This is a genomic window from Bradyrhizobium sp. CCBAU 11434 (assembly GCF_028128895.1).
GTDB classification, from domain to species: Bacteria; Pseudomonadota; Alphaproteobacteria; order Rhizobiales; family Xanthobacteraceae; genus Bradyrhizobium; species Bradyrhizobium zhengyangense.
Genome location: NZ_LBJX01000001.1, coordinates 1 through 26,794 on the forward strand (window position 1 = coordinate 1; position 26,794 = coordinate 26,794).

The 26,794-nt window shown below is 63.9% G+C and carries 25 protein-coding genes and 1 pseudogene; 17 read left to right on the forward strand and 9 right to left on the reverse strand.

The genetic code is table 11. The features are described from left to right. Positions 1–428: 428 nt before the first annotated feature. On the forward strand, positions 429–1,283 hold the full coding sequence (locus tag XI06_RS00005; RefSeq protein ID WP_237871460.1) for an SDR family NAD(P)-dependent oxidoreductase: 855 nt from the start codon (positions 429–431) through the stop codon (positions 1,281–1,283). A gap of 95 nt (positions 1,284–1,378) precedes the next feature. Here the strand turns inward: XI06_RS00005 and XI06_RS00010 are convergent, their stop codons facing one another. Together XI06_RS00010 and aspA are read right to left on the reverse strand one after the other, a co-directional pair. After that, positions 1,379–2,704: a dicarboxylate/amino acid:cation symporter gene (locus tag XI06_RS00010; RefSeq protein WP_237862592.1), complete on the reverse strand. Its 1,326-nt coding sequence runs from the start codon at positions 2,702–2,704 to the stop codon at positions 1,379–1,381. Positions 2,705–2,791: 87 nt separating this feature from the next. Further along, a complete protein-coding gene (gene aspA / locus XI06_RS00015) occupies positions 2,792–4,225 on the reverse strand; it encodes an aspartate ammonia-lyase (RefSeq protein WP_237862593.1) in 1,434 nt (477 codons plus the stop codon). 207 nt (positions 4,226–4,432) lie between these two features. Between aspA and XI06_RS00020 the strand changes: the two genes are divergently transcribed. Then, entirely contained in the window at positions 4,433–5,317 is an 885-nt protein-coding gene (locus XI06_RS00020; RefSeq protein WP_271604339.1) for a LysR family transcriptional regulator, read from the forward strand. An 80-nt stretch (positions 5,318–5,397) separates the two neighbouring features. After that, positions 5,398–6,111, forward strand: a complete 714-nt coding sequence (locus XI06_RS00025; protein ID WP_271604340.1) for an aspartate/glutamate racemase family protein — start codon at positions 5,398–5,400, stop codon at positions 6,109–6,111. An 8-nt stretch (positions 6,112–6,119) separates the two neighbouring features. On the opposite strand, the gene XI06_RS00030 is transcribed toward XI06_RS00025, so the two are convergent. Further along, positions 6,120–7,292 (reverse strand): MFS transporter, encoded by a 1,173-nt coding sequence (locus tag XI06_RS00030; protein WP_237891419.1) that lies wholly within the window; start codon positions 7,290–7,292, stop codon positions 6,120–6,122. A gap of 60 nt (positions 7,293–7,352) precedes the next feature. Here XI06_RS00030 and XI06_RS00035 point away from each other — a divergent pair. The 3 genes and pseudogenes from XI06_RS00035 to XI06_RS00045 all read left to right on the forward strand — a co-directional run. Next, positions 7,353–8,147, forward strand: a pseudogene (locus XI06_RS00035) (AraC family transcriptional regulator); the annotation flags it as partial. A 268-nt stretch (positions 8,148–8,415) separates the two neighbouring features. Further along, entirely contained in the window at positions 8,416–9,768 is a 1,353-nt protein-coding gene (locus tag XI06_RS00040) for a malonyl-CoA decarboxylase (protein ID WP_271604341.1), read from the forward strand. Positions 9,769–9,961: 193 nt separating this feature from the next. Beyond that, entirely contained in the window at positions 9,962–11,104 is a 1,143-nt protein-coding gene (locus tag XI06_RS00045) for a DUF418 domain-containing protein (protein ID WP_271604342.1), read from the forward strand. Between the two features lies 1 nt (position 11,105). Here XI06_RS00045 and tarD read toward each other — a convergent pair whose 3' ends face one another. The 5 genes from tarD to XI06_RS00070 form a co-directional block, all read right to left on the reverse strand. Beyond that, on the reverse strand, positions 11,106–12,275 hold the full coding sequence (gene tarD / locus XI06_RS00050) for a D(-)-tartrate dehydratase (RefSeq protein WP_271604343.1): 1,170 nt from the start codon (positions 12,273–12,275) through the stop codon (positions 11,106–11,108). Between the two features lie 189 nt (positions 12,276–12,464). Beyond that, positions 12,465–12,722, reverse strand: coding sequence for a DUF3297 family protein (locus XI06_RS00055; protein WP_237862601.1), 258 nt, complete (start codon positions 12,720–12,722; stop codon positions 12,465–12,467). Continuing rightward, the gene (locus XI06_RS00060; protein ID WP_237862602.1) at positions 12,719–13,195 is read right to left on the reverse strand and encodes a glutathione peroxidase; all 477 of its coding nucleotides are present in this window, start codon (positions 13,193–13,195) and stop codon (positions 12,719–12,721) included. The genes XI06_RS00055 and XI06_RS00060 overlap by 4 nt, the downstream gene beginning before the upstream one ends. Before the next feature lie 2 nt (positions 13,196–13,197). Next, complete coding sequence (locus XI06_RS00065; RefSeq protein ID WP_237873775.1) at positions 13,198–14,598, reverse strand: amidase family protein; 1,401 nt, start codon at positions 14,596–14,598, stop codon at positions 13,198–13,200. Positions 14,599–14,848: 250 nt separating this feature from the next. Further along, positions 14,849–15,106, reverse strand: coding sequence for a DUF6894 family protein (locus tag XI06_RS00070; RefSeq protein ID WP_237862604.1), 258 nt, complete (start codon positions 15,104–15,106; stop codon positions 14,849–14,851). Between the two features lie 250 nt (positions 15,107–15,356). Between XI06_RS00070 and pqqA the strand changes: the two genes are divergently transcribed. From pqqA to XI06_RS00120, 10 genes are all read left to right on the forward strand, one after another. After that, positions 15,357–15,437, forward strand: coding sequence for a pyrroloquinoline quinone precursor peptide PqqA (pqqA, locus tag XI06_RS00075; protein ID WP_007595659.1), 81 nt, complete (start codon positions 15,357–15,359; stop codon positions 15,435–15,437). Between the two features lie 134 nt (positions 15,438–15,571). Next, positions 15,572–16,501: a pyrroloquinoline quinone biosynthesis protein PqqB gene (gene pqqB, locus XI06_RS00080; protein WP_271604344.1), complete on the forward strand. Its 930-nt coding sequence runs from the start codon at positions 15,572–15,574 to the stop codon at positions 16,499–16,501. Beyond that, a complete protein-coding gene (gene pqqC / locus XI06_RS00085; protein WP_237862606.1) occupies positions 16,498–17,277 on the forward strand; it encodes a pyrroloquinoline-quinone synthase PqqC in 780 nt (259 codons plus the stop codon). The genes pqqB and pqqC overlap by 4 nt, the downstream gene beginning before the upstream one ends. Positions 17,278–17,288: 11 nt before the next feature. Beyond that, the gene (gene pqqD / locus XI06_RS00090) at positions 17,289–17,600 is read left to right on the forward strand and encodes a pyrroloquinoline quinone biosynthesis peptide chaperone PqqD (RefSeq protein WP_237862607.1); all 312 of its coding nucleotides are present in this window, start codon (positions 17,289–17,291) and stop codon (positions 17,598–17,600) included. Next, entirely contained in the window at positions 17,597–18,790 is a 1,194-nt protein-coding gene (gene pqqE / locus XI06_RS00095) for a pyrroloquinoline quinone biosynthesis protein PqqE (RefSeq protein WP_237873781.1), read from the forward strand. Before pqqD ends, pqqE begins: the two co-directional genes overlap by 4 nt. Continuing rightward, positions 18,780–19,766: a prolyl aminopeptidase gene (gene pip, locus XI06_RS00100; protein WP_237862609.1), complete on the forward strand. Its 987-nt coding sequence runs from the start codon at positions 18,780–18,782 to the stop codon at positions 19,764–19,766. The genes pqqE and pip overlap by 11 nt, the downstream gene beginning before the upstream one ends. A gap of 26 nt (positions 19,767–19,792) precedes the next feature. Beyond that, a complete protein-coding gene (locus XI06_RS00105; RefSeq protein ID WP_237873784.1) occupies positions 19,793–20,470 on the forward strand; it encodes a DUF4286 family protein in 678 nt (225 codons plus the stop codon). A gap of 238 nt (positions 20,471–20,708) precedes the next feature. Beyond that, complete coding sequence (locus tag XI06_RS00110) at positions 20,709–22,508, forward strand: FAD-dependent oxidoreductase (RefSeq protein WP_271604345.1); 1,800 nt, start codon at positions 20,709–20,711, stop codon at positions 22,506–22,508. Further along, positions 22,478–24,325 (forward strand): 2-oxoacid:acceptor oxidoreductase subunit alpha, encoded by a 1,848-nt coding sequence (locus tag XI06_RS00115; RefSeq protein ID WP_237873788.1) that lies wholly within the window; start codon positions 22,478–22,480, stop codon positions 24,323–24,325. Before XI06_RS00110 ends, XI06_RS00115 begins: the two co-directional genes overlap by 31 nt. Then, positions 24,322–25,377 (forward strand): 2-oxoacid:ferredoxin oxidoreductase subunit beta, encoded by a 1,056-nt coding sequence (locus XI06_RS00120; protein WP_237873791.1) that lies wholly within the window; start codon positions 24,322–24,324, stop codon positions 25,375–25,377. Before XI06_RS00115 ends, XI06_RS00120 begins: the two co-directional genes overlap by 4 nt. Positions 25,378–25,409: 32 nt before the next feature. Here XI06_RS00120 and XI06_RS00125 read toward each other — a convergent pair whose 3' ends face one another. Continuing rightward, complete coding sequence (locus XI06_RS00125) at positions 25,410–25,976, reverse strand: STM3941 family protein (protein WP_237873792.1); 567 nt, start codon at positions 25,974–25,976, stop codon at positions 25,410–25,412. Between the two features lie 195 nt (positions 25,977–26,171). Here XI06_RS00125 and XI06_RS00130 point away from each other — a divergent pair, with 195 nt between their 5' ends. Then, positions 26,172–26,792, forward strand: coding sequence for a hypothetical protein (locus tag XI06_RS00130; protein ID WP_237873794.1), 621 nt, complete (start codon positions 26,172–26,174; stop codon positions 26,790–26,792). Positions 26,793–26,794 lie beyond the last annotated feature (2 nt).

Genomic DNA, 26,794 nt, shown 5'->3' on the forward strand with positions numbered 1-26,794 from the left:
AAGACAGGACGCCTCGTTGCGCTATCCTCTCAGCCGTGCTGCCGGCTGCCGGCCCCTACCGCGCGAGCGGTTTAGTCCTTTGGCCCTTCTCGGACCTCCTGCAATGTCTGCTCCTGTGCCGCTGTTGGGGAATTAGCGGACATCCTAGGTTTATGAGTATGCGCCCTTGCTAGCAGCCTATCCGCCAGCCGCACGAGCGACCGCAACTGCCGGCACAGCCTGCGCCGTTAGCGGTGCATGGCGGCAATAGTGATGGTTCATGAATAGACCACGTCCGCTGCGCTTTCGAACCCTCGTCGGCCCAGCAACTGACGTGGAGGGCCAGACGCGGACATTCGACAGGCTTCCAAATCGCTCGAAAGTGCGATCATATGCCGTTCGGCGACACTTGACGTTGTGTTGCAAGAGTCTTGGTTTGCCGGAGGAGAATGCGCGTGAAAGAACTCGCTGGAAAGACTGCGTTCGTGACCGGTGCGGCGTCAGGCATTGGCCTGGGGATCGCGACCGCTTTCGCCCAGGCGGGGGCGAAAGTGATGCTTTGCGACATTGAAGAAGAGGCGCTGTCCGCGGCGCTCAAGCAACTGAAGCTCACCAACGCCGATGTCGAGGGCGTGAAGGCCGACGTCTCACTCAAAGCCGAGCTCGTGGCGGCCGCTGAAGCCACGACCGCCCGCTACGGCAAGGTGCATATCCTCGTCAACAATGCAGGTGTCGGCGGCGGCGGGCCCTATGGCACCTGGACCGAGGCGTCGTGGAATTGGACCCTGGGCGTCAATTTGATGGCGACCATTTGGGGGATCGAGATCTTCGGGCCGTTGATCGAGCAACATGGCGAGGGTGGACACATCGTCTCTACAGCCTCGATCGCCGGCCTGATTTCAGGGGCGAGCAATGCATACAACGTTTCAAAATATGGTGTGGTCGCGCTGTCCGAGGGCCTGCGGCTTGAACTCGCCCCGCGCGGGATTGGCGTATCCGTGCTGTGTCCCGGGTTCATCCGCACTCAAATCGTGAACTCAAGGCGCAATGTCCCCAAACGCTTCGAGGAGGGAGTCCCTGCCATGCCGACTTCGGGCCCGCGTGCCGAGCAGATCAATATGATCCGTGAACGCGTCTCTCAGGGCATTGATCCCCTCTATGTCGGTGAGCTCGTCCGCGAAGGCGTCGAAAACGACTGGCCATATATCTTCACCGACCTCGAATTCGAGCCGTTCGTCGAAGCGCGCTTCGCCGCAATCAAGCAGGGCTTTGACCACATCCGCGGCCGCAGCCCGAAACATTGAGCGCGCAGCCTTTCACCGGCCTGAGGCCCCGGGACATCTCCCGGGGCCTTTGAATCACGCGCAGAGTTTTCTCGAGAGCGGGCGGACCAACCGGCTCATCCGCCCGCCGCACCGGCGACGACGACGGCTGGCACTACGGTCTCGGACACTCCCTCTTCGACCAGACCACGCTTGTCTTCCCACCTCGCCACGGCGGCCGTCGCAATGCCGTTGCCGATGACGTTGGTCATGGTCCGGCCCATGTCCAGGAACTGGTCGATGCCCATCACGAGAAGCATGCCGCCCACCGGCAGATTGAACATCGGCAGGGTCGCGGCAACGACCACGAGCCCGGCGCGCGGCACGCCGGCGATCCCCTTGCTGGTCACCATCATCACCAGCAGCATGACAAGCTGCTGCGTGAAGCTGAGCTCGATGCCGTAGGCCTGGGCGATGAACAGGGCCGCGAAGGCCTGGTACATCATCGAACCGTCGAGGTTGAACGAATAGCCCAGCGGCAGCACGAAGCCCGAGATGCGCTCGCTGACGCCGAACTTCGTCAATTGCTCGATCATCTTGGGGTACGCGGCCTCGCTGCTTGCGGTCGAGAAGGCGAGCAGCATCGGCTGACGCAAGAGGCCGAGGAGTTGAAGGACGGGCCGGCCGAGCGCCAGCAGGCCAACGAGAACAAGGACAGTCCAGAGCACAGCCAGGCTGAAATAGAACGTCGCGATGAACTTGCCGTAGGTCAGGAGCACGCCAAGCCCCTGCGTGGTGATGACAGCCGCAATGGCCGCAAACACGCCGAGCGGCGCGAACTTCATCACGAAGTTCGTGATCTGCAGCATGATGTGGACCAGCTCGTCGATCGACGACGCGATGGTCCTGGCATGGCTCGTCTTCAGCCGGCTGAGCGCGAGCCCGAAGAACACCGCGAAGACGAGGATCTGCAGGATCTCGTTCGTCGACATGGCCTGGGCGATGCTGGTCGGAAAGACGTGGGTGATGAAGTCCTTCAGATTGAAGCCGGCGGTCTGCAACGTGGTGGAAGCATCTACATTAGGAAGCGGCAGCTGCAAACCCCGCCCCGGCGCGAACAGGTTCGCAAAGACCATGCCGAGACCAAGAGAAACGAGCGAGGCCGAGACAAACCAGCCCATGGATCTCGCAGCAATGCGGCCGACCGCTCCGCCTTCGGAGCCGAGGCTGGTAATCCCCGACACGATCGTGGCGAACACCAGCGGCGCAATGATCATCTTGATCATGCGCAGGAACACGTCGGTGACAATAGAGAAATAGCCCGCAATGTTCTTCGCGGTCTCCGGCGTCGGCGCCAGCTCGTGGCAGGCGTAGCCCGCCAGGATGCCGAGCAGAAGGCTGACCACGAGAGCGTTGGTCAGGCGGTTGGATCGCGCCGGTGAATTGTCGGCATTCACTGTCATTTCTCATCTCCTCCCTTGGGTGCGTCTGATCATGTTGGGCCACGCGCGGCGACCCAATCGGCGTGCTGACGCTGTTGCGTGATGGCTTCAGCAAATCGGCTGTGGCTGGCGGCCGTCCTGGTCCGCGGCGGCAAGGCTTTGCGGCCGCGTCAGCATCTCGGGCTTCAGGATCGCCGCAAGCGTGGCCTCGGTGAGCAGGCCCCGTTCGCGCACGAGCTCGGCAACGCCGCGGCCGGACGCATGCGCCTCCACGGCGACCGCCGTCGCGGCCGCATAACCGATGTAAGGATTGAGTGCCGTCACGAGGCCGATCGAGTTCTCGACATCGGCCCTGAGACGGTCGCGGTTGGCGGTGATGCCTGTGACGCAGCCGCGCTCCAGCGTCAGGCACGCCTGACTGAGATGACTGATGCTCTTGAACAGGCTGTGCGCAATGATCGGCTCGAACGCATTGAGCTGCAACTGGCCGGCTTCGGCGGCCATGGTCACCGTGACGTCGTTGCCGATCACTTCGAAGGCGACCTGGTTAACGACCTCCGGAATGACAGGATTGACCTTGCCGGGCATGATCGAGGAGCCGGCCTGGACCGCCGGCAAATTGATCTCGCCGAACCCGGCCCGCGGCCCGCTCGAAAGCAACCGGAGGTCGTTGCAGATTTTTGAGATCTTGACCGCGACGCGCTTCAGCACGCCCGAGATCTGAACGAACGCACCGCAATCCTGCGTCGCCTCGACCAGATCAGGCGCGGTCACCAGCGGCAATCCCGTGATCGCATTCAGGTAACGGCAGACGAGACGCGCATAGTCCGGGTGGGCGTTGATGCCGGTGCCGATAGCGGTTGCGCCCATGTTGATCTCGTGGATCAGGCGTCCCGCTTCGCGGAGCCGCTCCTGATCCTCGCCGATCATGACGGCGTAGGTGTTGAACTCCTGCCCCAGCGTCATCGGCACCGCGTCCTGCAACTGGGTCCGACCCATCTTCAACACGTCCTTGAATTCTGCGGCCTTGCCGGCGAAGGCGAGGCGCAGGACGTCCATCGCCTTCACGAGAGTCTGCAAGCCATGCGAGGTCGCGATCTTCAGCGCCGTGGGGTACACGTCGTTGGTGCTTTGGCTCATGTTGACGTGTTCGTTCGGATGCAACGCGGCGTACTCGCCCCTGGCATGGCCGAGAATCTCCAGGGCCCGGTTCGCGATCACCTCATTGGCGTTCATGTTGGTGGAGGTGCCGGCGCCGCCCTGGATGACGTCAACGACGAACTGGTCGTGAAGCCGGCCGGCGCGCAACTCCTCGCACGCCGCGACGATGGCCCGCCCGCGTCGCTGGTCGAGAAGACCGAGCTCCATGTTGGACAGGGCTGCCGCCTGCTTGATGGCAGCGAGCGCACCGATCAGCTCGGGATAGGCCGAGATCGCGATCCCTGAGATCGGAAAATTCTCGACGGCGCGCATGGTGTGGACGCCGTAATAGGCCTCACGAGGCACCTCGCGATCACCAAGCAGATCATGTTCCGTCCGCATGTCATCTCCCGCTCGTCAGCTCCGTTGTCCGGAGACAGTGATCGTGGCCGTGAGCCTCGCGCGGAGGCTTGGCGTTGCGGGGGCGATGCATGCGCCTGACGACGGCGGGCCGTCCAATGTTATGCCGGCAAGCTCTATTCCGATTTTGCATAGATTTCCCCTGAGGATCGGGGCATCTTCGCCAGGGCGAACACCGGAGCAGACACGATGGAATTGAAATGGCTGGAGGATTTTCTCAGCCTGGCGCGGACCCGCAGCTTCTCACGCGCGGCCGATGAGCGGCACGTGACGCAATCTGCGTTCAGTCGCCGAATCCAGGCGCTGGAGCTCTGGCTCGGTGTGTCCCTTGTCGACCGCAGCAGCTACCCGACGACGCTGACCGCCGAAGGGCGCGAACTCCTGGAGACCGCGGAAGAAACGGTTCGCATGCTCCATGCGAGCCGTCTCGCGCTTCAGGCGAGCAAGCGGCCGAGCACGCAAGTCGTCTCGATCGCCGCGCTGCACACGCTGTCGATGCACTTCTTTCCGCGCTGGTTCCGGACCATCGAGAAGGACGTCGGGCCGATCGGCAGCCGCCTGCTGCCCGACGATTTTCACAGTTGCCTGCAGGCGCTCGTCGAGAGCAGCTACGATTTCCTGCTCACCTTCCACCACGCCAATGTGCCGATCCTGCTGGAGCCGGAGCTCTACCCGCATATCGTCGTCGGCATGGACAGTTTCGTCGCCGTCCGCAGCACGGCGTTAGCAGGAGACGACACAGCTTCGCTGCCCCTGCTCAGCTACGCCTCGAACTCGTTCCTGGGGCGGGTCGCCACCTTCGCCCAGGCCCAGGCCGGCTCACCGCCCGCGCATGTGACTCACACCAACGAGAATGCCATGGCCGAGGGGCTGAAGTTCATGGCGCTGGAGGGCTACGGCCTGGCCTGGCTGCCGCGCAGCCTGGTGGCCCGGGAGCTGGATGAGGCCACCCTCTCGATCGTGGGGCCGGAGATTCCCCTGGAGGTCCGGCTCTATCGCAGCGCACGGCGAACCAGGCCGATCGTGGAAAAGGTCTGGAACGCCGCGCAGGCTGCCGCTCTCAAAACTATGTAGAAACTGCATACGCCGTTCTGAACAGGCATTGGATTTGGCCGAAGCAGCCATGCACCATGGCCTCAGGCAAGGAGACTTCGATGCTTGGCATTCTGGGCGGCATGGGCCCGATGGCGACTGTGGATTTCATGAGCAAGATCGTCGGGAACACCCCCGCGTCCCGCGACCAGGACCACATCCAGATGGTGGTGTGTTCGGCGACCGATGTGCCCGACCGCACCGCCGCCATTCTCGGCCAGGGCTCCGATCCCTTTCCCGCCATGCTGAATGCCCTGCGCCGGCTCGAGCTGTCAGGCGCGACCCGCATCGCGATCCCCTGCAACACGGCGCATCATTGGCACGGCGCGCTCCAGGCCGAGACGTCGGTGCCGATCCTCCACATCGTTGATGCCGTAGCCGATGCGCTTTCTCGGCAGCGGACGACCCCGACCCTCGGCGTGCTTGCGACCGACGGCACGGTCCACGCCGGAATCTACCAGCAGCGTCTCACCGAGCACGGCTATGTCTGCGTGATGCCCGATGCGAAGGCGCAAGCCGAGGTCATGCGCGCGATCCGTCTCGTCAAGGCAGGACTTACGGACGAGGCGGCCGGCATCCTTGGTCGGGAAGCAGAAGCGCTCGCAGCCAAGGGCTGCTCGCACATTGCGATGGCCTGCACGGAAATCCCCCTGGCCCTCGCCGCCTTCGACGGCGATATCGGCGCGGCATTGCTTGATCCCACCGACCTGCTGGCGCAGGCCTGCGTCAGATCATGCCTGGCCACGCCGCAGGAGATGGTGCGGGAAGTCGCCTAGCCCTTCCCTCACGCCGCAGCGGGCGTTCGGATCTCGCGCGGCAGGATGATCGCCGCCGCAATCGCCAGCAGGCACAGGCCGGCAAATGCGTGCAGCATCGTCACGAAGCCGCCCTGCTCGTAGAGCCAGGCGACGAGGCCGACCGAGGCGCCGGCCGCCGTGAAGCCGATGAAGTACCGCACGGCATAGGCGCGCGAGCGCCATTCCTCACTGGTGTATTTGCCGACCATGGCATCGTTCACCGTGACCTGCCCGAACGCGCCCATGACGATGCCGATCGAAACAACAATCAGCGGCAGATTGTTCAGGCTCGCGGCCAGATACAGGAACGGCGCCAGCATGAAGGACAGCGGCAAGGCCACCGTCTTCAGCGAATAGCGGTCGAGCAGCCGGCCGATCGTGTATTGCGTCATCGCGCCGAACACATAGACGCAGGCGGCGATCACGCCCAGCAGCGCGGGGCTTTTGGTAAGATCGGCAAGCCGCTCCGCGAACAGCTTCGGCAGCGCGACGGTGACGGCGTTGAAGGTGGTGGAGATCGCGATCACGACGATCAGCAGCGAGAGCACCACGCGCCACATGTCCTGTTTTGCCACCCGCGCCTGCGCCGCGGCCTGCTTGCTGCCCTTGCGGTCCTCATGCACGACCAGCATCGCGAAGGCGAGGCCGATCAGGATGGTGACGATTCCGGGGATGATGAACGCAAAACGCCAGCCGAGATACTGGCCGATCACACCGGTGACCAGCGCCGACGAGGCGACGCCGAGATTGCCCCAGACACCGTTGATGCCCATCTCGCGGCCGAGCCTCTCGGCATAGGACACGATCATCGCCGTGCCGACAGGATGATAGATCGAGGCAAAGATGCCGATCGCGAGCAGCGCGGCGCCGAGTTGCACGGGCGTCTGCACGAAGCCGACCGAGATCATGGAGGCGCCGATGCCGACGAAGAAGATCAACATCATGTGGCGGCGGCTCCAGCGGTCCCCGAGCCAGCCCGTCAGCAGCGAGCCGGCGCCGAAGGCGATGAAACCGGGGGTCGCGTAAGGCAGCAGTTCCGAATAGGCCATGCCAAGCGCCGGCCCCATGATGATCACGGCGGCGGCGAAAATGAGCATCGCATAATGGTCGATGAAATGACCGGCGTTGACGAAACTGATGACCCTGACAGGGCTGTTCATTCGGAATCCTCTCCTGCTCCGAAATGAGTTATATGTCCTTGGCATGACGGGATGCTGCCAATGACTGTCTTGGAAACGCCAATCCTGAGGGAGGTCCAGAGCAACCATCGCTCGCCCGCGGGCGTGCACCTGGTCGCGCGCGACTACCCCAGGGGCATGCGGATCGATCTGCACATGCATCGCGAAGCGCAGCTGATCTATGCGGCGAAGGGCACGATGCAGGTGGCGACGCCCGGCGGGCGCTGGCTGGTGCCGCCGGACCGCGCGGTCTGGGTTCCGGCCGGGCTCGAGCATGCCATCGACCTGCTCGCCGACATCGAGATGCGCACGCTGTATTTCGACCTCGCCTGGCTCAAGCGCGAAAAGCGCTACGAGGGATTGACCCGGGAATTCGTGGTGCGGGTGTCGCCGCTGCTCAACCAGGCGATCCTGGCGCTGTTCGATCCGCGCAACACCGAGGAGCGCACCGAGCTGCTGGTCCGCCTGGTGATGCTGGAATTGCACCAGGCCGAGGATTCCGCGACCTTCGTGCCGCTGCCGCACGAACCGCGCTGCCGTCGCGCCGCGATGATCGTGCTCGACGATCCCACAGCCCTGCACGACATCGACACGCTGGCGCGCGAGGTCGGCACCTCCGCGCGCACGCTGTCGCGGCTGTTTTCGAGCGAGACGCAGCTCAGCTTCAAGAGCTGGTGCCAGCGTGCGCGGATCGCGGCGGCCATCCAGCGGCTGTCCATCGATGCGAATGTCTCGGTGAAGCAACTCGCCACCCAACTGGGTTATGCCAGCGTGCCGGCCTTCTCGGCGGCGTTCCGTCAGGTGACGGGGCGGACGCCGACGGAGTTTGCGGGGAAGTAGGGTAGCAGCTCCACTCTCAGTGGCGTCGCCGCCTCACACTCGGTGTCATCGCCCGGCTTGACCGGGCGATCCAGTACTCCGAGACGGCGCGGCCAGAACCGAGAAGGCGCGGCGTACTGGATGCCCCGGTCAAGCCGGGGCATGACGGTGTGCTTGGGGCGCATAGCACCGCCTAATCCAACTTCCTCCGCTTGATTGTGATCGGCTTCCGCCTAAATCCCGTGTAAGCTTCCGCACCGCACAAACCCGGATTCGAAAAGCCCAGATGGCCAATGCCTTCTTCTCCGACCTGCTCGCCACAATTTCCGAGCGCGGCCGCACGCTGCTGCGCCGGGGGGATTCCACTGACGCCAAGCAGGATGCCGACGGGCTGATCGCGCTCTGCGATGCGCTGCTGTCGGGCCGCGGCGAGGCCTCCGGGACCGCCATGGCGCGCGAGGTGCTCGACATCTACGGGGAGTTGGATACGGCCGGCCGCCGCGCCTTCTTCGAAGGGCTGGTGCGCGATTTCGGCCCGGACCGGGAGCGCCTGTCCAAGGCGATCGAAAAGTGGCGCACCCAGCCGAGCGATGAGGACGCGAGCGCACTGCATTTCGCCTCGGAGCCGCGGCGGCAGGAGCTGATCCGCCGGCTCAACCGCGCGCCCGGAGGAACCGGCGATCTCGTTGCCATGCGGGCCGATCTGCTCGGCATGATGAACGGACACACCGATCTCGCGGCACTCGACCGCGACGTCTCGCATCTGCTCTCGTCTTGGTTCAACAGGGGGTTTCTCGTGCTGCGCCGGATTGACTGGTCGACCCCGGCCAACATCCTCGAAAAGATCATCCGCTATGAAGCCGTGCACGAGATCTCAGACTGGGACGATCTGCGCCGCCGCATCGATCCAGTCGATCGCCGCTGTTATGCCTTTTTCCATCCCGCGATGGTCGACGAGCCCCTGATCTTCGTCGAGGTGGCGCTGACCGAGACCATTCCCGGCGCGATCGCGCCGCTGCTCGCGGTCGATCGCCAGCATCTTCCGATCGAGAAGGCGCGCACCGCCGTCTTTTATTCGATCTCAAATACCCAACGTGGTCTCGGCGGCATCTCCTTCGGCAGCTTCCTGATCAAGCAGGTGGTCGAGGAGCTACGCCGCGAAACGCCGAAGCTCGACACTTTCGTGACGTTGTCGCCGGTGCCGGGCTTCATGCAATGGATCAAGCAGGACAAGGATTTGCCGCTGTCGGACGAGGACCGCGAGATCCTCAAGCGCCTCGACGATCCCAAATGGTATGAGAATCCGGAGACGACCGCGCAGCTGCGCAGCCTGATCGAACCGCTCGCCGCGCACTACTTCCTCAAGGCGCGCACGCCGAAGGGCCGCCTGATCGATTCCGTCGCCCGCTTCCATCTCGGCAACGGCGCGCGGCTGGAGCGCATCAACTGGCTCGGCGACCTCTCGCCCAAAGGCCTGCGCGAATCCGCCGGCGTGATGGTCAACTACCTCTACCGCCTCGACGACATCGAGAAGAACCACGAAGCCTACGCCAATGACGGCGAGGTCGTGGCCTCGAGCGCGGTGAAGAAGCTGCTCAAGGGCGAAGGACGCAGGTTGCTGGACATGCGGTTGTCGTAGGGGGGCGCAGACGCTCGCGCCACGTCGTCATTGCGAGGAGCCCTTGCGACGAAGCAATCCAGGCTGCCGCCGCGGAAAGATTCTGGATTGCTTCGCTGCGCTCGCAATGACAGAGAATGTGGCGGCACCCTGGTCTCCAACTGCACGCCCTGCCATGCGCAGCTGCCGCAAGATCGGATTCGGCGAGACTCTCATGATCACCGACAGTCCCGCAGCTCCAGCGCCGGTGCCGTCTTCGGATCGAATCGACGCCATCGACGTGCTCAGGGGCATTGCCCTGTTCGGCGTGATGGCCATCAACGTCGTGATGGAATTTCGCGTTTCGATCTTCGACCAGTTTCTGGGTCCGGAGACGCTTGCCTCGCCCATCGATCGCGCCGTTGAGATGATCCTGACGCAGGCGATCGAGCTGAAGGCGTTTGCGCTGTTCTCGCTGCTGTTCGGCGCCGGCCTTGCCATTCAGTTCGACCGGCTTGCCAAGAGCGGACGCCGCACCGCGCTGCTGTTGCGCCGGCTCGCCGTGCTGCTGGGGTTCGGCATCATTCACCTTTGCCTGATCTGGAACGGCGACGTCCTCACCGAATATGCGCTGGCCGGATTCATCGTGCTGCCTTTGCTGTTTGGTCCGCGCTGGCTGATCGCTCTCGTCGCACTGGTGTCCCTGGCGCTGTATCTGGTCATGCAGGATTTCCCGCCGGAGGGATTGTTTCCCTCGAGGGCCGTGATCTGGCGCGATGTCACGGATGCCAACCGCATCTACGCGACGGGCGGCTTCCTTGACGTGCTGGCATTTCGCCTGCGCGAACTTCCTCTGGTCGCCTCGCTGCACGCGTTCGTCTTCCTGCGCACGATCGGGCTGTTTCTGCTGGGGGCGCTGGCCTGGCGCAGCGGCCTTGTGCAGAATACGCGCGGCCTGTTCGTCATCGCGTTTCCCGCGATCACTCTCGGCGCGGCCTTGCTCTATGGCGGCATGGAGCCGCTCGGGACCATCGTGCTGGCGCTGGGCTACGGTGCCGCCATTCTCGGCATTGCTAACTTCGCGCGCGGCAAGCGGCTGCTGGGCTGGGCTGCGCCGCTGGGACGGATGGCCTTCACCAACTACGTCGCACAGTCCATCGTCTTCGGCTGGATCTTTTACGGCTACGGCCTCGGCCTGTTCGGGCGCCTCGGCATCACCGAGGCCGTCGCCATCGGCATCGCGGTCTACATCGCGCAGGTGCTGTTCAGCGCCTGGTGGCTGCGCCGCTACCGCTATGGCCCGCTCGAATGGCTGTGGCGGTCGTTGATGTATGGGGCGCGGCAGCCGATGGCGGTGGGTAAAGCGGCCGCGGTGTGACCTACTCCGCCAGCGCCTTCATCTCCTTGTAGAGGTCGGACTTGCCTTCGAAGCCGATGCCGGGGAGATCGGGCATGGTGATGTGGCCGTTCTCGACGCGGACGCCGTCCGGGAAGCCGCCATAGGGCTGGAACAGGTCGGGGTAGCTTTCGTTGCCCCCTAAGCCGAGGCCCGCCGCGATGTTGAGCGACATCTGGTGGCCGCCGTGGGGAATGCAGCGGCTGGGCGACCAGCCGTAGGTCTTCAAGACCTCGAGCGTGCGCTGGTATTCGCACAGGCCGTAGGACAGTGCGCAGTCGAATTGCAGCCAGTCGCGATCCGGGCGCATGCCGCCGTAGCGGATCAAATTGCGGGCGTCCTGGTGGCTGAAGAGATTCTCGCCTGTCGCCATCGGGCCTGGATAGAACTCGGCGAGCGCGGCCTGCAGCGCGTAGTCGAGGGGATCGCCTGCTTCCTCGTACCAGAACAAGGGATAGTCCCGCAGCATCTTGGCGTAGGCGATGCCGGTCTCGAGATTGAAGCGGCCGTTGGCGTCGACGGCGAGCTTCGCGTCCTTGCCGATCTCTTCCAGCACCGCCTCGATACGCTTGCGGTCCTCGTCGATATCAGCGCCGCCAATCTTCATCTTCACGACGTTGTAGCCGCGATCGAGATAGCCGCGCATCTCGCCGCGCAGCATCGAGAGCCCCTTGCCCGGATAATAATAGCCGCCGGCGGCGTAGACGAAGACGTGCGGATTGGCGGCGACGCCGTGGCGCTCGGCCAGCAGGCGGAACAGCGGTTTGCCCGCGATCTTCGCCACCGCATCCCACACTGCCATGTCGATGGTGCCGACCGCGACCGAGCGCTCGCCGTGGCCGCCAGGCTTCTCGTTGGTCATCATCGCGCCCCAGACCTTGTCTGGGTCGAGATTGTCGCCGGCCTCGTTCAGAAGCTTCTTCGGATCGGCTTCGAGGATGCGCGAGGCAAAGCGCTCGCGGATCAGACCGCCCTGCCCGTAACGACCGTTGGAGTTGAAGCCGTAGCCGACGACGCGCTTGCCGTCGCGTACGGCGTCGGTGACGACGGCAACGAGGCTCGTCGTCATCTTGGAGAAGTCGATATAGGCGTTGCGGATCGGGGACGAGATCGGCTTGGTGATTTCGCGGACGTCGACGATGCGGACGGACATGGGGCTCAGCCTTCGGTGGTTGTTGTCGTCATTGCGAGGAGCTCTAGCGACGAAGCAATCCAGACTGTCACCGTGGAAAGATTCTGGATTGCTTCGCTGCGCTCGCAATGACGAGAGGAGAGAGCGCTCCTCGCAATGACGAGGAGAGAGTGCGGCCCCTCACGACGACACGGAGGGCGCGGGTCGCAATTACTTCTTGTCCCGAAAATACGGCTCCACGGGCCCGTGCACCTTGATGGTCAGCGGGTTGCCGTAGCGGTCCTTGGCGCTGCCCGCGGTGACGCGGACCCAGCCTTCGCTGATGCAGTACTCCTCGACGTTGGTCTTCTCGATGCCCTTGAAGCGTATGCCGACGTCGCGCTGGAGGATGTCGGCGTTGTAATAGGGGCTGTTGGGGTCGACCGACAGTCGATCAGGAAATTCGTCGCTCATTGATGTCTCGCTCATAACAGTGTTTCGATTTGATTGCGCAGCCCCTCGGGCCGTGCGGTCGGCGCATAGCGCGCGATCACCTTGCCGGCACGGTCCACCAGGAATTTGGTGAAATTCCATTTGATGGAGGAACCAAGCAGGCCGGATTGCTGACGTTTCAGGTACTCGTACAGCGGATGAGCCTTCGGCCCGTTGACGTCGATCTTCTCGAACAGCGGAAAGGTGACATCGTAATTGGTCGAACAGAACGCCTGGATCTCGTTCGCCTGCCCCGGCTCCTGCGCGCCGAACTGGTTGCAGGGAAAGCCGAGCACCGCGAAGCCGCGCGGCGAGAGATCGCGATGCAAATCCTCAAGGCCGCGATATTGCGGCGTGAAGCCGCATTTGCTCGCGGTGTTGACGATCAAGAGCACCTGCCCTTCGTACTTGCGCATCGACACCTCTTCGCCAGCAAGCGAATTGGCCTTGAAGTTGTAAATCTCAGGCATCGCTAACCCACGGGATCGATCGGCGACGGCGGCACGCCGCCCGCCTCGATCGCTTCGCCGGCGAGAAGACAGAGATCCTCGCGGTAGCGGCCGGAGACGATGTGCACGCCAACAGGAATCTTGCCGACGAGGCCGGTGGAGACCACGAGGCCCGGCAGGCCCATGAAAGGAATGGCAATCTGCGGCAGCTGCGCTTCCCAGACCCGCTTGAAGGACTCCTCGTCCTTGCGGTCGAGATGATCCGGGAACGGCAATTCGCCCGAGACCGGCGTCAGCAGCACCGCATATTTTTCGAAGAACAGCATCCATTCGCGCGTCAGCGTGGCGCGGCGGGTCAGCGCCTTGGCGTATTTCACCTGGTCCATCGGCGTGACCCTGGCGCTGATGCCACGCAGGCAGGCCAACGCGCCCGGATCGCCCTCGCGCTCGGCCATTTCGAGCTGCGCCTCGTAGCCGTCGCCGAGCCACAGCTTGATCTGCCACTCGACCGCCTCGCGCATCGGCGGGGTGTTCTCGATCACATCAACGGTCCACCCCGCCCGCTCCAGCCGCTTGCCGGCGTCGGTCACGGCGGCCTTCACCTCCGGCGCGGTGCCAAGGCCATCCGGGTTGAGGCAGATCGCGGCGCGCTTCTCGCGCGCCGGGCCTTCGAGCGGCACTGGCGCGAACCAGGGATCGCGGATGTCGCGGGCCGACATCGCGGCGAGCGAGATCCTGAGATCGTTGACGGTGCGGGCTAGCGGTCCCGACACCGCCATGATCTGCGGCCCGATCGGACGCTCCGGCAGCGCCGGGTTGAAGGCGGGGATGCGGCCGAGGGTCGGACGCAGGCCGTGCACGCCGCAGGCATAGGCTGGATAGCGGATCGAGCCGGCGATGTCGGTGCCGTGGGCGATGTGGCCGATCCCGGCCGCAACCGCCGAGCCGGCGCCGCCGGACGAGCCGCCGGGGGTCAGCGAGGCATCCCGCGGGTTCTTGGTGTCGCCGTGGACGAGATTGGTGGTGAACCAGCGATAGGAGAAGGCGGGGCAATTTGTGCGCCCAAGCAGAACCGCGCCGGATTTGCGGAAATTGGCGACGACCGGATTGTCCTCGCGCGCGATGAGGTCCTTCTGAAGTTTCAGGCCGTTGGTGGTGGCAAAGCCTTCCTGGTCGACATTGGCCTTGATGGTGACGGGGACGCCCGCGAGCACGCCGGGGTTCTCACCCCTGGCGATGGCGGCATCGACGGCATCGGCCTGCTTGAGCACGTCCTCCGGCCGGTGGTCGATCACGGCGTTGAGCTTGGGATTGACGGCATCCAGGCGGTCGAGGCCGGCCTTGGCGGCCTCCCGGGCGGACACCTTCCTGGATTTCACGAGGGTAGCGAGGTCGGCGGCCGACAGGCGCCAGAGGTCTTGCATGACTTGCTCCGTATGACCGGCGTCTTTTAGCGCCGGGATCGCGGCAAAGCCATGCGGATTTCGCAGGGAGGAAGAGCGGGTTTGGCCCCAACTGGCGCCTCATTCTCCTTCATTGCGAGCCACCGGGTCCGCGCGAAGCGCGGCCCGAAGACAGGCTCCGCGAAGCAATCCAGAATCCCTCCGCGGCGACAGTCTGGATTGCTTCGTCGCAAGGGCTCCTCGCAAAGACGGGGAGAGAGAACGGAGGCCCCTAATGCCTTGTTTCGGACTCGTCCGGGATGTCCAGCAGCGCCTCGGTGAAGGGGAATTCGAGCACGATCTCGCCGTCATCGTCGGTCACCTCGATGACCGCCTCGAGCAAGGCCGGCTGGGCGCCTTCGGATTTCACCACCTCCAGGATCATCTGGCGGGCGACCTCCCAGGCGCGATCGGGGTTGCGCAGATCCTCGCCGTCGGGGTCCACGATCAGTTCATCGCCGATACGGGTGTTGAAGAAATATTTGGGCATCACGAGATCCAGCTAAAGCGGCCTGTATCGGATTGAAAGCTGCACTGCACTCACAACTGCTTTATCAGGACAGGGTTCGCGACCGAATGCGCCAGACGCAAGGCCGTATCACCAGAAAGTACTGTTCCCCGCGTATTTCTCGCGGCGCAATATGGCTGTGCTCGGGAAAATTTCACTGGCGAACTTTTACGCCCGCAGTAATTTAACCCCCGGGCGGACACGTCCGAAATCACGAAAATGGAGAGCCGAAATGGCCTGGAAAGCCCCCAAGATCGTCGAAGTGCCCTGCGGCATGGAAATCAACATGTATGTGAGCGCCACCCGCAAATAAGCGGTTGGCTAGTCTGCGTTCTGCGCAGGTGGGTCTTTCGGTCACGATCGGTTTCCGACTGACGGAAACTGTGTCGTCCAAGTCCTTTTGATCCTGAGGATCCACCTCGCGACGTTGCTTCCAGGAGACGGATCATGCTTCGCGTCGTCGTCCTGGGCGCCGGGGCTGGCGGCGGAGTCCCGCAGTGGAATTGCGGGTGTGAGGGCTGCCGGGCGGCCCGTGAAAACGGCCAAGAGCTTTGTCGAACCCAGGCCTCGGTCGCCTTCAGCGGCGACGGCGAGCACTGGTTCCTGATCAATGCCTCCCCCGATCTGCGCCAGCAATTGAATGCCACGCCGCAACTGCATCCCAAGGCGGGCGCACTGCGCCACACGCCCATTGCCGGCGTGATCCTGACCAACAGCGAAGTCGATGCCGTCGCCGGCCTCTTATCCATGCGCGAGGGCTCGCCCTTCACGGTTTATGGGCATGAGAAGGTGCTGGCGATCCTGGCCAGCAACAGCATCTTCAACGTGCTGAACGAGAAGAACGTCCAGCGCCAGCCGATCGGAATCAATGAGCCCTTCGAGCCGCGATTGCCTGACGGCGCACGGTCAGGGCTCGAGGTGCTGCCTTTCGCGGTGCCAGGCAAATCGGCCTGGTATCTCGAAGGCAAGGTGCATCCCGGCGGCGCGAGCGGCGATGGCGATACGCTGGGCCTGAAGATCACCGACAAATCCACCGGCAAGTGCTTCTATTTCATCGCCGCCTGTGCCGAGGTCACCGATGCGCTGAAGGCCAAGATCGACGGCGCCGCGCTGGTGTTCTTCGACGGCACGGTCTGGCAGGACGACGAAATGATCAAGGCCGGGCTCGGCTACAAAACCGGCAAGAGCATGGGCCATGTCGCGATGTCCGGCGACGACGGCGCGATCGCGCGGCTCGCCGATCTCTCGATCGGCAGAAAGATATTTCTACATATCAACAACTCGAACCCGGCACTGCTGCCTGCATCGCCTGAACGCAAGACGGCCGAGGGCGCGGGCTGGCAGATACCCGCCGACGGAACGGAGATTGTGCTGTGAATGCTGCATCCATGACGGGAATGACTGCGCTCTCGATCGGCAAGGACATCAAGCTCACGAGCGCCGAGGAGCTGGAGGCGACGCTGCGCCATATCGGCGCGACGCGCTATCACAGCCTGCATCCGTTCCATAAGCTGCTGCACGGCGGCAAGCTGAACAAGGGCCAGGTGCAGGCCTGGGCGCTGAACCGCTACTATTACCAGAGCACGATCCCGATCAAGGACGCGGTGGTGATCTCGCGTTTCCGCGACCGCGCCACGCGCCTGGAATGGCGCCACCGCATCGAGGACCATGACGGCGATGTCGGCAGCGAGGGCGGCATCGAGCGCTGGCTGAAGCTGACCGAAGGTCTCGGCCTCGACACGGCCTATGTGGAATCCACCGAAGGCATTCTCCCCGCGACGCGCTTCGCGGTCGAGGCTTACGTGCATTTCTGTCGCGAAAAGAGCCCGCTGGAGGCGATCGCCTCCTCGCTCACCGAGCTGTTCGCGCCCAATTTGCACGAAGAGCGCATCGCCGGCATGCTGGAGCACTATGATTTCGTCAATCCTGACATCATGAGCTATTTCAAGCGCCGCCTGACGCAGGCGCCGCGCGATGCCAATTTCGCGCTCGATTATGTGAGGACGCATGCGCGGACGCCGGAAGAGCGGGCTTCCGTCTGCAATGCGCTGATCTTCAAGACCAACGTGTTGTGGGTGCAGCTCGACGCGCTCTATCATGCCTATGTCGAAGGTAACATTCCGCCGGGCGCGTTCGTGCCCAAAGCGAGTTGAGGGATAGGGGCATGGCCGGGCCGCGGAACATCAGCGTCGGCGAGGCAAGCCGCCCCGTGCTGCCGCGGCATGCCAAGCTGAAATATGACGAGACGCGCAAGGTCTGGGTGATCCTCGCGCCGGAACGCGTGCTGGCGCCGGATGAGATCGCAGTCGAGGTCTTGCAGCTCTGCGACGGCAAGCGCAATGTCGGCGATGTCGCCGATCAACTGGCGGCGAAATACGCCGCGCCGCGCGAGGCGATCCTGACTGATGTCATCGCCATGCTGCAGGATCTCGCCGACAAGGGGTTCCTCACCGAGATCAGGGAGAAGACGCCATGAGCGATGTGCTCCCGACCATCCCGCCCGACACAAGCGACAGCCTCGCGGTGCTGGAGAAGGCCCGCTCGACGGCTGAGACCTTCGGCATTCCGCTCGCAGTGCTGCTGGAGATCACCCATCGCTGCCCGCTGCAATGCCCCTATTGCTCCAACCCGGTCGAGCTCGACCGCTCGGGCAAGGAGCTGACGACCGAGGAATGGAAGAAGGTTTTGAGCGAGCTCGCCGAGATCGGCGTGCTGCAGGTGCACTTCTCCGGCGGCGAGCCGACCGCACGGAAGGACCTGGTCGAGCTGGTCAAGCATGCCAGCGACGTCGGGCTCTACACCAACCTCATCACCTCCGCCGTGCTGCTGACGCGCGAGAAGCTCGGCGAGCTCGCGGACGCCGGGCTCTGCCATGTGCAGATCTCGTTCCAGGGCATCGAGGAAGGCCTCGCCGATCGCGTCGCCGGCTACAAGGGCGGCCACCGCAAGAAGCTCGAAGTGGCGAAATGGACGCGCGAGCTCGACCTGCCGCTCACCGTGAACGCGGTGATGCACCGGCAGAACCTGCACCAGCTTCCCGAGATCATCCAGATGTCCGTCGATCTCGACGCCGACCGGCTCGAGGTCGCTAATGTCCAATATTACGGCTGGGCACTGAAGAACCGCGCCGCACTGATGCCGACAGTGGCGCAACTCGATGAGTGCACCCGCCTCGTCGAGGAGGCGCGCGAGCGGCTGAAGGGCACGCTGTCGATCGACTACGTCGTGCCTGATTATTACGCGCTGCGGCCGAAGAAATGCATGGGCGGCTGGGGCCGACAATTCTTCAACATCTCCCCCGCGGGCAAGGTGCTGCCCTGCCACGCCGCCGAGAGCATCACCGGGCTCGAGTTCCTGTCGCTGCGCTCGAACCATTCGATCGCCTGGATCTGGCAGAACTCCGAGGCCTTCAACCGCTATCGCGGCACCGGCTGGATGAAAGAGCCGTGCAAGACCTGCGAATTCCGCGAGATCGATTTCGGCGGCTGCCGCTGCCAGGCCTTTGCGCTGACGGGCGATGCCGCCAACACCGATCCGGCCTGCGCGCTGTCGCCGCTGCACGAGACCATCTTCAAGCAGGCCGAGCGCGAGGCCGAGGGCGAGACCAATCGCTTCCTCTATCGCAACTTTGCCGGTGGCACCCTGGAACCCGGGAATGATGCCTGACGCCGACGCAGGCACCGCCGCCAGGCGCGCCGATCCCTTTGCACCGCTGACCTCAGACATGCTCGACGTCGGCGACGGCCACGAGCTCTATGTCGAGAGCGTCGGCCGCGCCGACGGCATTCCGGCGATCTATCTGCATGGCGGGCCGGGCAGCGGCTGTCAGCCCGATCATCGCCGGCTGTTTGATCCCGAGCGCATGCATGCCGTGCTGTTCGACCAGCGCGGCTGCGGCCGCAGTCGCCCGAAGGGCTCGCGCGAGCACAACACCACGGCGCATCTGATCGCGGACATGGAGAGGATCCGCGAAAAGTTCGCCTTCGAGCGCTGGATGGTGGTCGGCGGATCCTGGGGCGCGACGCTGGCGCTGGCTTATGCAGAGGCTCATCCCGAGCGCGTCTCCGGCATTGCGCTGCGCGCGACCTTTCTGGGCACGCAGGCGGAGGTCGAGACCGCCTTCACCTCGCGCCTGGCGCAATTCTATCCGGCGCTGCACGAGGATTTTCTGAGCGTGCTGCCGCCGGAGGAACGCGCGCAACCGGTGCAGGCCTATTATCGCCGCATCCTCGATCCTGATACGGCCGTGCACGGGCCCGCCTCGCGCGCCTGGCACGACACCGAGCGCGCGCTGTCGGAGCACAAGGCGACCAAGACGCGCATTGACCTTGCATCGCTGAATGTCTGGCGCACGCTGCCGGCAACGCCGTTCATGGAGGCGCATTACTTCGTCAACGATTCCTTCATGAGCGAAGACCAGCTGTTGCGGAACGCCGCGAGGCTCAGCGGCATTCCCGGCATTATCGTGCAAGGCCGCTACGACCTGTTGTGCCCTCCTGAGACATCCGCACGACTCGCGAAAGTTTGGCCGGGTTCCGAGGTCAGGATCGTGGAAGAAGCCGGACATTCGCTCTATGATGCCGGCGTGCGGGACGCGGTGATGAAGTCGATCGCCGACCTTGCGTCGAAGGCCGCGCGCTGACGCGCGAAACAAGGACAACAAGAACAATGCCGATCGCCGGGACAGGCATGCTGCTGACGTCGATGAATATCGACGCGGCTGACGAGGCCGATTTCAACCGCTGGTACGATCGCGAACATCTGGAAGAGCGCGTCGCGATCGAGGGCTTTCTGGAGGCGCGCCGTTATGTCGCGCACGCGGCCAGTCCCAAATATCTCTCGCTCTATTCGACCGCGACGTTGGACGTGCTCGATAGTCCCGCCTACCGCGTACGACTCGCCAACCAGACCGAGTGGTCGCGGCAGACCATGGCGCATTTCAAGAACATGCTGCGCGTGGTCGCGCGCATCACCATCAGCAAGGGCACCGGCCGCGGTGCCGCGCTCGGCCTGGTGCGGCTGCGACCCACGCCGGACAATGCCGGTGCTTGGCGTGATGCACTGCAAGAAAAACTGGTGCCGGGGGATCGTGACGGCATCATCTCGATGCACCTGCTCGAAAGCGAGCCGGAATTGTCTGGCGCAACGGGGGATATTCCGGCGGTGCGCAACGAAGGTGCCCGCGACTGGTTCGTGCTGATCGACGGCACGCATGTCGGTGCGGTCTCAGCCGTCATCGCCGAGCGCTTCACCGGACCGGCTGCGGCGCCCTTCCCGCTGCCCGTCTCCGTCGGCACCTACAGCCTGATGTGGGACCTCGCGAAGAGCGACATCGCGCGCAGCTGAGCGTCTATCCGCATCGCAACATATTGCACCGCACGCATCTCGAGCGCGGCGCGTTAATGCTGTGCACGCTTGGCTCCCATGAAAGAGGGGAAGCGCGCAAATTTGCCGTTGTGCTCCGGAACAGTTCTAATAAGCTAACCCAATGACGTCATTCAGAAACCAGATCGCCGCGCGTTAAGCGTCGACAAGCTCAAGAAGAGGCCGCCAGGTCTTTGAGCCTGCGCGGACGAGGGTAGGAATGAAACCGACCGATATCGCGGCCCCCGACTACTTTCACAAAGTGGTCGATTGTCAGTGGGCCTGTCCAGCGCACACCCCGGTTCCCGAATACATCCGACTGATCGCGCAAGGCCGCTACAGCGACGCCTACATGATTAATTGGAAATCGAACGTGTTTCCCGGGATCCTGGGACGCACCTGCGATCGTCCATGCGAACCGGCATGCCGCCGCGGACGCGTCGAGGAGACGCCGGTGGCGATCTGCCGCCTCAAGCGTGTCGCTGCCGACTTCAAGGACGACATCAAGCAGCGCCTGCCACATCCCGGCCCGAAGAACGGCAAGCGCGTTGCGTTCGTCGGCGGTGGCCCGGCCTCGCTGACAGTGGTGCGCGATCTGGCGCCGCTCGGCTATCACTGCACGGTGTTCGACGGCGATCCCGAAGCCGGCGGCATGATGCGGACGCAGATCCCGAAGTTCCGCCTGCCCAATTCCGTCATCGACGAGGAGACCGGTTACATCCTCGACCTCGGCGTCGAATTCAAGGGCGGCCACCGCATCGAAAGCATGAAGGCGCTGCTCGCGGAGAAGTACGACGCGATCTTCGTCGGCTCCGGCGCGCCGCGCGGCCGCGAGCTCGACATTCCCGGTCGGAAAGAGGCTGCCGCCAACATCCATATCGGCATCGACTGGCTATCCTCGGTATCGTTCGGTCACACCGACAAGATCGGCAAGCGCGTGATCGTGCTCGGCGGCGGCAACACCGCGATGGATTGCTGCCGCACCGCGCGCCGTCTCGGCGGCGAGAAAGTCATGGTGATCGTACGTTCCGGCTTCGAGGAGATGAAGGCCTCGCCCTGGGAGAAGGAAGACGCCATCCACGAGGATATCCCGATCCTCAACTACATGGTGCCGGTGGAATTCAAGCATGTCGCCGGCAAGCTGATCGGCGTCACCTTCCAGCACGTCAAGGCCGAATACGACGCAAAGGGCCGCCGTAATCTGGTGCCTTCGGGCGATCCCGATCAGACCATTTCCTGCGACGACGTGCTGGTCGCGGTCGGGCAGGAGAACGCTTTCCCCTGGATCGAGCAGGATTGCGGCATCGAGTTCGACAAATGGCACATGCCCAAGGTCGATCCGAAGACCTTCGTCTCGACGAATCCAAAGGTGTTCTTCGGCGGCGACGCGGCGTTCGGGCCCAAGAACATCATCTGGGCAGTGGCGCAGGGTCACGACGCCGCGCTGTCGATCCACAAGATGCTGTCGGGCGAGGACATCACCGAGCGGCCGCTGCCGGAGGTGCATGTCTCCTCGCAGAAGATGGGCATCCACGAATGGAGCTATGACAACGACATCTCCATCGACAAGCGCTTCAAGGTGCCGCATCGCGACAAGGTGGTCGCGCTGAAGGACATCAAGACCGAGGTCGAGCTCGGCTACGACGTCAAGCTCGCGCTCGGCGAAGCGCATCGCTGCCTGAACTGCGACGTCCAGACGGTGTTCTCGACCTCGCTCTGCATCGAGTGCGATGCTTGCGTCGACATCTGCCCGATGGATTGCATCACCTTCACCCATAATGGCGAGGAGAGCGACCTGCGCACGCGCCTGAAGGCGCCCTCCCCGCATCCGGACCAGGACCTCTACGTGTCCAGCGATCTCAAGACCGGGCGCGTGATGGTCAAGGACGAGGACGTCTGCCTGCATTGCGGGCTGTGCGCCGAGCGTTGTCCCACCGGCGCCTGGGACATGCAGAAATATCTAATCGAGATGACTCACGCAGGTTCGACATGTCCGACAAAAAGCCGATCAGCAGCGTAAACGACTTCGTCGTCCGCTTTGCCAACGTCAACGGCTCGGGCTCGGCCAGCGCGAACGAAATGTTCGCGCGCGCTATCCTGCGCCACGGCGTGCCTGTCAGCCCTCGCAACATCTTCCCCTCCAACATCCAGGGCCTGCCGACCTGGTACGAGGTGCGGGTGACGGAAGACGGCCATCTCGGCGCCCGCGGCGGCGTCGACATGATGGTGGCGATGAACCCGCAGACCTGGGACAAGGACGTCGCCGGCATCGAGCCCGGCGGCTATCTGTTCTACGATTCCACCAAGCCGATGCCGTCGACCAAATTCCGCGACGATATCACCGTGATCGGCGTGCCCCTGACCGCGATCACGAACTCGACCTACACCGATCCGCGCCAGCGCCAGCTGTTCAAGAACATCATCTATCTCGGCGCACTCTCCGCGCTGCTGGAGATGGACCCGAAGCTGATCGAGCAGCTGATCGGCGAGCAGTACAAGGGCAAGGAGAAGCTGCTCTCCTCCAACGTCCACGCGCTGCATCTGGGCCGCGACTGGGCGCTGCAGAATTTGAAATGCCCGATCGGGCTGCGGATCAGGAAATCCGACAAGGTCGGTGACCGCATCTTCATCGAGGGCAACAGCGCCGCCGCGCTCGGCGCCGTCTATGGCGGTGCCACGGTGTGCGCGTGGTATCCGATCACGCCGTCCTCGTCGGTGGCTGAAGCCTTCACCGCCCATTGCAAGAAGTACCGGCACGATCCGGAAACGGGCAAGGCGAAGTACGCGATCGTGCAGGGCGAGGACGAGTTGGCCTCGATCGGCATCGTCATCGGCGCCTCGTGGAACGGCGCCCGCGCCTTCACCGCGACCTCGGGCCCGGGCATCTCGCTGATGACCGAGTTCATCGGCCTCTCCTATTTCGCCGAGATTCCGGCCGTGATCATGAACATCCAGCGCGCCGGCCCCTCGACGGGCATGCCGACCCGCACCCAGCAATGCGACATCATCGCTTGTGCGTATGCCTCGCATGGCGACACCAAGCATGTGCTGCTGTTCCCCGAAGATCCCGCTGAGGCGTTCGAGTTTGCGGCGGCCGCCTTCGATCTCGCCGAGCGGCTGCAGACCACGATCTTCCTGATGCTGGACCTCGACATCGGCATGAACCACCGGCTCTGCCGCCCGCTGAAATGGGACGATGCCAGGCAGTATGACCGCGGCAAGGTGATGACCGCGGAGATGCTGGAAGAGGGCCGCGACTTCGGCCGCTATCTCGACGTCGACGGCGACGGCATCCCCTACCGCACCTATCCCGGCACCCATCCGACCAAGGGCTCCTATTTCACCCGCGGCACCTCGCGCGACCGCTATGCGCGCTATTCCGAGGAAGGTTCGGTTTATGCCGACAATATGCAGCGGCTCGTGCGCAAGTTCGAGACCGCGCAGGACCTCGTGCCGCGGCCGCTGCAGGCCAATGCGGAACGGCCGACCAAATATGGCGTGATCTATTTCGGCTCGACCTCGCCGGCGATGGACGAGGCGATCGGCCTGTTGGAAGAGCGCGGGCATCAGCTCGATCGCCTGCGCATCCGCGCCTTCCCGTTCCACTCGAGTGTCGCGAGCTTCCTCGCCGAGCACGACTTCGTCTATGTCGTCGAGCAGAACCGCGACAGCCAGCTCCGCCAGCTGATCGTCAACGAGAACGGCATCGATCCCGTCCGCCTCGTGCCGATCGTGCATTATGACGGCACCCCGATCACCGCCCGCTTCATCGCAAAAGCCATTGGCGACCACCAGGATCACCTCAAGGTGACCCCGCTCCGCAAGGCCGTATCATGACCTATATTGCCAAGCCGAAATTCCATCATCCGAGCCTGAAGAAGAACGAGCTCGGCTACACGCATCGCGACTACGAAGGCAAGATCTCGACGCTATGCGCCGGCTGCGGCCATGACTCGATTACGGCCTCGATCATCGAGGCCTGCTACGAACTCTCGATCGAACCTCACCGGGTGGCAAAAATCTCCGGCATCGGCTGCTCCTCGAAGACGCCGGATTACTTCCTTGGCAATTCGCACGGCTTCAACTCCGTGCACGGCCGCATGCCCTCGGTGTTGACGGGCGCCAACCTCGCCAATCGCGATCTGATCTATCTCGGCGTCTCCGGCGACGGCGATTCCGCCTCGATCGGCTTCGGCCAGTTCGCGCATTCGATCCGGCGCGGCGTCAACATGACCTATATCGTCGAGAACAACGGCGTCTACGGCCTGACCAAGGGCCAGTTCTCGGCAACCGCCGACCGCGGCTCGAAGTCGAAGAAGGGCGTGACCAACACCGACAACGCCATCGACCTCGTCGCGATCGCGCTGCAGCTCGGCGCCACCTTCGTGGCGCGCTCATTCTCCGGCGACAAGAGCCAGCTGGTGCCGCTGATCGCGGCTGCGATCGGCCACAAGGGCGCGTCCTTCATCGACGTCATCAGCCCCTGCATCGCCTTCAACAACCATGCCGGCTCGACCAAGAGCTTTGACTATGTCCGCGAGCACAACGACGCCGTGAACCGGCTAGACGTGCTGGTCGGCCGCGATCCGATCGCGGTGGACTATGCGCCTGGTACTGTGCAGGTGGTCGAACAGCATGACGGCAGCAAGATCGCGCTGCGCAAGATCGACGCCGATTACGATCCGCATGACCGGCTCGGCGCCCAGACCTTCCTTGCCAAGCACGCCGCCAAGGGACAGATCGTCACCGGGCTCCTGTACGTCGACCCCGATGCGGACGATCTGCACGCCCATCTCAACACGGTCGAGACACCGCTTAACACGCTGGGAGCGGATACGCTGTGCCCGGGCTCGGCGGTGCTGGACAAGATCAACGCCAGCCTGCGCTGAGGCGTTGACTGGATCGGCCGCACGATCGGTCGCTAGCTGACGGGCTCCGGCGCAACGCGGCGCGAGGTGGCGAGCCGGCTGGCCGACCAGTACTGCTTGCAGGTCTCGCACAAGGTCTCGGCGTCCATGGTCAGGCCGCCGGCATTGACGATGACGCCGTCGGCGCCAAGCGCCTTGTTCATCAGCGTTACGATGTGCTTCAGTATGCCTCCGGCAAACTGCTCGGCAACGAGAGGATCAACCTTCAGCACCACGATCCTCTGGGTGCGCAACTGCCAGACCAGGATGTCCCGCACCGATCGCCAGGCGATGGTGTCGTCGGCGATCCTGGTGTCGCGGATGCCGACGCGGGTGATGAATACGACCGGCTCGCGGGCGGAGACCAGCCGCCAGACTGCCTGGCAGGTCGCAAAGCCGAACAGCGCAACGCCGGCGGAGCAGATCACGATCTGGAGCGAGCTGATCTCCTTGCCGTGGAGCCAGTTGAATGCGACGGCGGCGCAGAGCAGCGTCAGCAGCAGGCCCGCGCCGAGTACCTTCAACGACCTGGCCAGGGAATAGCCGATCGCAAGATTGGGCAAGTTCTGACTTTCGGACATGTTCAAGCGCCTCCAGCCATTTGCAACAACCGGGGTTTTTCTGCGCCCCGTCGCAAGGGGTAAGCCTGGAACCTTGCGCGAGGCTGCCGGCCGGGCGTGCGGTTGAACGCGCCGCGTGCGGCTTGCGACTAACCGCTGGTTGGCCCCTCACCGTCCCGATGCGGGCCCGAAATGCCTGACGCCGGCGGTACGATCATGAAACTTGCCCTCATCCTTCCGCTTGCCTTCGTGGCCTGCATCGGCGCTGCCCGGGCCGAGGAGGCCGACGACTTTCGCGAGGCGAGCAAGACCGAAGCCGAGACCTTCAATGCACGGATGTATGCGGGCTCTCCAGGCAAGACGGCCTATGCCTGCTTCGTCCGCCGCTACGATGCCGAGCATCTGGCGCGGCATCCCAAGCAGAAGGTCGCGTCCATGAAGCTGCTGGTCTCCGCGGAGGCCGACGGCGAGGACAAGCAGCTGCACAACTCGTTCCGGATCGGCTTCCGCTATCGCCACCGCAGCGGCGATTTCGATTCCAGCGGCTCCTGTCACCACACGGTGCTCACCAAGGAAGGTAATGAGGTCAGGCTCGGCTGCGGTGTCGATTGCGAGGGCGGCGGCGTCGGTATCGCGCTGTCGACGGACGACAAATCGGCGGTCGTGCGGCTGGAGAGCGTCAGGATCTGGCTGCACAACCAGCCGACTGAAGATGAAGACCGAACACTGGTCGCGGGCAGCGACGACGGGATTTTCCGCCTCGACCGCACCGACACCAGCGAGTGCGCCGCGCTGGCGACCGACCGCAAGGAACTCGCCGCGCTCCGCCACAAGTGATA

Coding starts and splice junctions, on each gene's coding strand:
- XI06_RS00130 (WP_237873794.1), top strand. CDS start 26,172: ATGAAACTTGCCCTCATCCTTCCGCTTGCCTTCGTGGCCTGCATCGGC.
- XI06_RS00005 (WP_237871460.1), top strand. CDS start 429: ATGCGCGTGAAAGAACTCGCTGGAAAGACTGCGTTCGTGACCGGTGCG.
- pqqA (WP_007595659.1), top strand. CDS start 15,357: ATGGCCTGGAAAGCCCCCAAGATCGTCGAAGTGCCCTGCGGCATGGAA.
- pip (WP_237862609.1), top strand. CDS start 18,780: ATGATGCCTGACGCCGACGCAGGCACCGCCGCCAGGCGCGCCGATCCC.
- XI06_RS00105 (WP_237873784.1), top strand. CDS start 19,793: ATGCCGATCGCCGGGACAGGCATGCTGCTGACGTCGATGAATATCGAC.
- pqqB (WP_271604344.1), top strand. CDS start 15,572: ATGCTTCGCGTCGTCGTCCTGGGCGCCGGGGCTGGCGGCGGAGTCCCG.
- XI06_RS00030 (WP_237891419.1), bottom strand. CDS start 7,292: ATGAACAGCCCTGTCAGGGTCATCAGTTTCGTCAACGCCGGTCATTTC.
- pqqD (WP_237862607.1), top strand. CDS start 17,289: ATGGCCGGGCCGCGGAACATCAGCGTCGGCGAGGCAAGCCGCCCCGTG.
- pqqE (WP_237873781.1), top strand. CDS start 17,597: ATGAGCGATGTGCTCCCGACCATCCCGCCCGACACAAGCGACAGCCTC.
- XI06_RS00065 (WP_237873775.1), bottom strand. CDS start 14,598: ATGCAAGACCTCTGGCGCCTGTCGGCCGCCGACCTCGCTACCCTCGTG.
- XI06_RS00020 (WP_271604339.1), top strand. CDS start 4,433: ATGGAATTGAAATGGCTGGAGGATTTTCTCAGCCTGGCGCGGACCCGC.
- XI06_RS00025 (WP_271604340.1), top strand. CDS start 5,398: ATGCTTGGCATTCTGGGCGGCATGGGCCCGATGGCGACTGTGGATTTC.
- XI06_RS00070 (WP_237862604.1), bottom strand. CDS start 15,106: ATGCCCAAATATTTCTTCAACACCCGTATCGGCGATGAACTGATCGTG.
- XI06_RS00120 (WP_237873791.1), top strand. CDS start 24,322: ATGACCTATATTGCCAAGCCGAAATTCCATCATCCGAGCCTGAAGAAG.
- aspA (WP_237862593.1), bottom strand. CDS start 4,225: ATGCGGACGGAACATGATCTGCTTGGTGATCGCGAGGTGCCTCGTGAG.
- XI06_RS00060 (WP_237862602.1), bottom strand. CDS start 13,195: ATGCCTGAGATTTACAACTTCAAGGCCAATTCGCTTGCTGGCGAAGAG.
- XI06_RS00125 (WP_237873792.1), bottom strand. CDS start 25,976: ATGTCCGAAAGTCAGAACTTGCCCAATCTTGCGATCGGCTATTCCCTG.
- XI06_RS00010 (WP_237862592.1), bottom strand. CDS start 2,704: ATGACAGTGAATGCCGACAATTCACCGGCGCGATCCAACCGCCTGACC.
- XI06_RS00040 (WP_271604341.1), top strand. CDS start 8,416: ATGGCCAATGCCTTCTTCTCCGACCTGCTCGCCACAATTTCCGAGCGC.
- XI06_RS00110 (WP_271604345.1), top strand. CDS start 20,709: ATGAAACCGACCGATATCGCGGCCCCCGACTACTTTCACAAAGTGGTC.
- XI06_RS00055 (WP_237862601.1), bottom strand. CDS start 12,722: ATGAGCGAGACATCAATGAGCGACGAATTTCCTGATCGACTGTCGGTC.
- tarD (WP_271604343.1), bottom strand. CDS start 12,275: ATGTCCGTCCGCATCGTCGACGTCCGCGAAATCACCAAGCCGATCTCG.
- XI06_RS00045 (WP_271604342.1), top strand. CDS start 9,962: ATGATCACCGACAGTCCCGCAGCTCCAGCGCCGGTGCCGTCTTCGGAT.
- XI06_RS00115 (WP_237873788.1), top strand. CDS start 22,478: ATGTCCGACAAAAAGCCGATCAGCAGCGTAAACGACTTCGTCGTCCGC.